Origin of the sequence: Blautia sp. DFI.6.71 (assembly GCF_020593585.1) — a bacterium.
GTDB lineage: Bacteria > Bacillota > Clostridia > Lachnospirales > Lachnospiraceae > Blautia_A > Blautia_A wexlerae.
In genome coordinates, this window is record NZ_JAJDMJ010000091.1 from 1 (window position 1) to 5,625 (window position 5,625).

Annotated in this window: 4 protein-coding genes; all 4 read left to right on the forward strand. The window is 29.4% G+C overall.

The features are described 5' to 3' along the window. The first annotated feature begins 61 nt into the window (after positions 1-61). The 4 genes from LJE12_RS19015 to LJE12_RS19030 all read left to right on the forward strand — a co-directional run bounded on the left by LJE12_RS19015 (position 62) and on the right by LJE12_RS19030 (position 5,573). Positions 62-1,861, forward strand: a complete 1,800-nt coding sequence (locus LJE12_RS19015; protein WP_173721483.1) for an ABC transporter ATP-binding protein — start codon at positions 62-64, stop codon at positions 1,859-1,861. A 96-nt stretch (positions 1,862-1,957) separates the two neighbouring features. Beyond that, on the forward strand, positions 1,958-2,641 hold the full coding sequence (locus LJE12_RS19020; RefSeq protein ID WP_173721482.1) for a response regulator transcription factor: 684 nt from the start codon (positions 1,958-1,960) through the stop codon (positions 2,639-2,641). A gap of 279 nt (positions 2,642-2,920) precedes the next feature. Further along, positions 2,921-4,057, forward strand: a complete 1,137-nt coding sequence (locus tag LJE12_RS19025; protein WP_173721481.1) for a HAMP domain-containing sensor histidine kinase — start codon at positions 2,921-2,923, stop codon at positions 4,055-4,057. A gap of 130 nt (positions 4,058-4,187) precedes the next feature. After that, complete coding sequence (locus tag LJE12_RS19030; protein ID WP_173721480.1) at positions 4,188-5,573, forward strand: ABC transporter permease; 1,386 nt, start codon at positions 4,188-4,190, stop codon at positions 5,571-5,573. Positions 5,574-5,625 lie beyond the last annotated feature (52 nt).

Sequence of the window (5,625 nt, forward strand, 5' to 3'; positions counted from 1 at the left end):
AAACAAAAAAAGAAAGGAAGTATGTTGTTTTTGCTTCTAATAACATCATACAAGTATATAAATGGAAAAAATAAAAGATATTAAAAATTTTGTACTTAATATTATAAAAATAATAAAGTTAATATTTGAAACAGCTCCATTCTTGGTAACAAAACTTGTTTTTTGCAATGTAATGCTGGGGATAGTTGTTTCTGTAAATGTGTATTTGTGGAAGCAACTTGTAGACTCAGTTACTCAATCCTTGATAATTGGAGATATAAAATTCTCGATTTTTTGGTTGCTGTGTATTGGACTTTGTACAGGAGTAACCAATTTTTTAACTCGTTTAGGTATATATTATAGAGAAATTGCGCAGGAGTATGTAAATCGTAATATTACAGAAAAGTTAATGGGTAAAATAGATGAGTTAAATATGGAGTGTTTTGACGATCCGGAGATGTATGATACAATTGAAAAGGTTAGTAATGAATCAGTGGCTAGATGTATGAGTATTCTGATTATGTTAGTTTCACTAGTACAGTATTTTACTACTTTTATTGGCGTAGTAACAGTCATTGTTTCTTTGAATAAATCAGTAGCACTCGTAGCCTGCTTGGTTATGATTCCTATTTTTTATGTTAGCATAAACATTGCATATAAGCAGTACAAAATTTATGTTTCAAGAGTCCAAAAAATGCGTATGGTGGATTATTTAATAGGATTATGTTTGGAATATGATAATATAAAAGAATTAAAAATATATAATGCATTATCATATTTAAAAAAGAAAATTCTTAATATTTATAATGAATATATTGAAGAAGATAAGAACTATAAAAGGAAATTTTTGATTGAATTTACGTTGACTGATTTTGGACATACAGTTTGTTCATTTGGGGTTAGGATATTTATACTATATGAATCTTTTTTGAAAAAGAAAACTATAGGAGATTTTACTATGTACATTTCGGCTCTTGATAATATGGAAAATTCAATTAATTCACTTATGGATGCTATTTCTTCTTTATACACTGATAATTTATATATAGAAAGTCTTTTATCATTGCTAAATATGGAAAGTACTTTAAAAGATGGGAAAAGAGAATTTTTGGTGGATAAATTTTCAACAATTGAATTTAGGGATGTATGGTTTCGATATCCCAATAGTGAGAATTATGTATTGAAAGGGATATCCCTAAAATTAGAAAGGGGAAAAGTGTACGCATTGTTGGGGTTAAACGGGTCTGGTAAGACAACATTGGTAAAGTTGCTTATGAGGCTGTATGATCCCGAAAAAGGAAATATTTTTCTTGATGGTGTGGATATTAAAGAATACTCTTTACAAAGTTTATATCGGAATATAGGAGTGGTTTTTCAAGATTTTGTTAAATATCCGCTGACTGTGAATGAGAATGTAGGAATAGGGAATATAGCGTATATGGGTAACATGGAATACATAAAAAAAGCTATAGCTATTGCAGGGGCTGATAAATTTATTCAGAATTTACCTCGAGGATATCAAACTATTTTGGAGAAAGAATGGGATGAGGGAAGTGAGTTATCAGGAGGACAGTGGCAAAAAATAGCAATAGCTAGAGCGTGTTTGAAAAAGGCATCTATATTGGTTTTAGATGAGCCGTCTGCCGCATTAGATCCTGAAGCTGAGTTTGAGATTTTTCAGAAAATGAAAGTGCTTATGAAAGGAAAAATGAGCATTTTAATTACGCATCGTTTTTCAAATACGGATATAGTAGATTATATTTTTATGATGGAAGAGGGAAAGGTCATAGAATGCGGTACTCATCAAGATTTAATGAAAGCTAAGAATAAATATTATTCTTTATACAAATTACAAGCAGAAGCTTATAATGATTCAATGTAAGAAAGAGGATGATTTTATACTTTAAAATATTTTTATGATATACTGATATATGAAAATCTATTTGTATATAATGAGAAAAAATAATGGAGGGTTTTAATGGAAAAAATTTTAGTAGTAGAGGATGATCATAAAACAAATGAAGCAATAGCAGAATACTTGGAGAGTTTGAATTACTGTGTTACCAGTGTTTACAACGGAGAAGAAGTGTGCAAAATTCTAGCGGATGAAAATTATGGTTTGATTATTTTAGATATTATGCTTCCGGGAATTACAGGAATTGCATTGTTATCTAAAATTAGGGAATTTAGTAATGTTCCGATTTTAATGCTCACGGCAATAAATGATGAGTCTATGCAAGTATTAAGTTTTGATGGAGATGCAGATGATTATATGACAAAGCCATTTTCGATGATTGTTTTGGGAAGGAGAGTTCGTGCATTGTTAAAAAGAAGTAAGAACAATCAGACGGAGAAAAGGAATATGATCAGATTGAAAAATACAGTTGTAGATCTTGACGGGTATAAAATTTGGGTTCAGGGTGAATTATGTGAAGCAACACCTAAGGAGATAGAACTTATAAAATATTTTTCACAGCATAAAGGGATTGTATTAAGTAGACAGCGTATAATTGATTGCATTTGGGGAAATGATGCTGAAATTTTAGATAGAACAATTGATACATATATAAAAAATATTAGACGAAAATTTGGTATTGACTGTATTTCTACTGTTAAAGGAATTGGGTATCGAATGGATGAAATAGAAGATGATAGAAATTAGTAAATATCATTAACATTATTTATATAGGACATATAATCTGTAAAATATGTGTTGTAAACTTGTACGATATATTCTTATCTTCTGAAATTTGTTTCTGGGTATTGACAGAAAAGATCATAAAAGTAAAAAGATTTAAAATAAACATATCAGGAACTCATCCAAAAGAATACCAACTTGATATTATATAAGGTATTATTCTTATTAAGAGCTTACTATATAGCAAAATCTTATAGAAGGGAAAAGGTATTTCTTAGTTTAGAAATGTCATGTAAATAAAAAATGAGAAAATCAAGTTTTTTAAAAAAAATATTTTTGTATTCATTATGTATTATGCTTTTTATTATAATAATTGCTCACATTACAATATGGATTGTCGTTCCCAAAGTGTGTATAGTAGATGGCGGGAGTAAAATGTCTGCAAATGTAGGAATTGTAGCAGAACTTGATACTTCAGATATGTTAATGAAATCACTGTCAGAGGGATTAGTATATTCATTTTTGGGCTGTACAATTGTTATTTTTGTAGTTTCATATTTAGGGGCAAAAATGATAGTAAAACCGATAAAGGAAATGGTTGATATAACGAAGCGTATGGCAAATTTGGAGGCAGGTATAAGTTGTTCGGTATATACGAATGATGAATTTGAACAATTATCCAATAATATAAACCAGTTGTATGAAAAACTTTTTTTTACAATTGAACAATTGAGAGAGCAGCTTGAGAGTACAGCAAAGAATGAAAAATTTAAAATTGATTTTTTATATGCAGCATCTCATGAATTAAAAACACCTCTTACTGCCTGTAATGCTATGTTAGAAAATATGATTTTAAAAATTGGGAAATATAAAGATTATTCTAAATATTTGCCAGAATGTAAAATGATGATAGAAGAATTAAATTTAATGGTACAAAACATACTTGAAACTACTCGCTTGAATGGAGAAGGGAAGAATATAATTAAAGAAAAAATTAAAGTTGCAGATTTTTTATCAGAAATTATAGTCCCTTACGAGATGATTGCAAAAGCGAAGAAGATACATTTTTCTGTTAATATATCTAGTAATGATGAAATCGTTACTGATAAAAATTTACTGAGGAAAGCAATTTCTAATATAATTATGAATGCTGTATTATATACAGAAACAGGAAAGTCTGTAGAATTGAATTATACACAATACATGTTAGAAATTGTAAATGAAGGAGAAATTATAGAAGGAGAAAATTTGAAAAAAATTTTTGAACCATTCTTTAGGATGGAATCAAGTCACTCTCGGGAGCATGGTGGTAGTGGTCTGGGATTGTATATAGTACATACGATTCTGACAATATTAGACATTCCATACGATTTTAGAAAGAGTCATACAAATGAGTTACAAATGAAGTTTGTAATCTATTTTAGAAACAAGATAAAATGATTTCATACTAATTCCATATAGCTTTTATACAGCCTCCACATATATTTGGTAACATCTATATGTAGAGGTTTTTTATTATATTTTTTTGACCTAAGCAGAACATTTATTTAGCTGATGGAAAGGAGTTTTAATGATGATTTGGAAAAGAGCAATACGGTATGTTGCTAGGAAAAGAAGCAAATGTTTGTTGATTTTTATGATACTATTTATTATCGGTGTATTTATTTTATCAACATTAACGGTAAAAAGAACTCTTAGAGTTTCAGAGGAGCATTTGAGAGAGTCCTTAGGAGGGAGTTTTGAAATTAACGTTAAATATTCTAAAGACAATCCTTATTATCATGAAGAAGAAGTAGAGGAAAATGGTGCAAAAGATATACTGATGTATTCAACAAAGCAGTTATCTTCAGATTTGATAAAAAGAATCGAGGAGATAGAAGGCGTAAAGTTTTGTAATGGAACAACGGAAACTTTGTGCCAAGTAGAAGGAATACAGTCCATTCAAGGAACTATTGCTCTTGATGAGGAGTTTAAAAATTTAAAAAAAATGGTAGCGACGAATGATTCTAAAACAAATGAAGATTTTATTAGTGGAAAAGTAAAATTGATAAAAGGGCGACCACTAACTTCAAAAGAACAAGGGGCAGTATTATTAAGCAGGGAAATAGCAGAGCTGAATAGAGTAAATGTAGATGATAAAATTATGATACTGGATAATAGTGGAAAAAGCGTACCAGTGACAGTAGTTGGGATATTTGAACCCCAAATTGACGAAAAAGCACTAGATATGGTAACTGCTTATGATAAGCTTCAAAATAGAATTTATACGGATTTAAAAACATTATTAAATGTGGAAAAACAAGATTATATTTATGGATATGACAAAATACTGGTAACGATAAAAGATCCCGCCTGTCTTGAAAAAATTATAAAAAAAATAAAGAAACTAGAAGGATTTGATAATAAAGCGTTTGAAGTTAATGCTAATAACGAAACTTATCAGACAACGATTAGTTCGTTAAAAAAAATAGATACAATAACAGACATATTACTATGGATATGTATTGGCATTAGTATTGTTATACTTACGTTAGTTTTAACAATGTGGAATAGAGAACGAATTCATGAAACGGGAGTGTATTTGGCTTTGGGAATAAAAAAACGACAAATAATATCACAATATTTATTAGAAGTATTGCTGATTGGAAGCGTAGCATTTTCCATTGCATATTTACCAAGTAAAGCAGTGGCAGAAGAATTTATCGAATATACCGTAACAAATGAAAAAGTGGATGAAGTATCAGAGGAAGGTTTATATCTTGAAAGCTTAAATGATGGAACTTTGGATCATGCAGATAGTGAATTTACAGAATATGAGGCACAAATCAAAATAGGGGTTGTTGAAATTATAAAACTATTCTTAATAGGATTGAGCTTAATAGGTATTTCTATTAGTTTTTCTACACTATATATTTTGAAAATGCGACCAAGAGAAATATTATCGAAGATGTGCTAGGAGACCAGCTATGAAAAGTCAAGTATAAATTAGCCAGAAATTCAATTTTTTT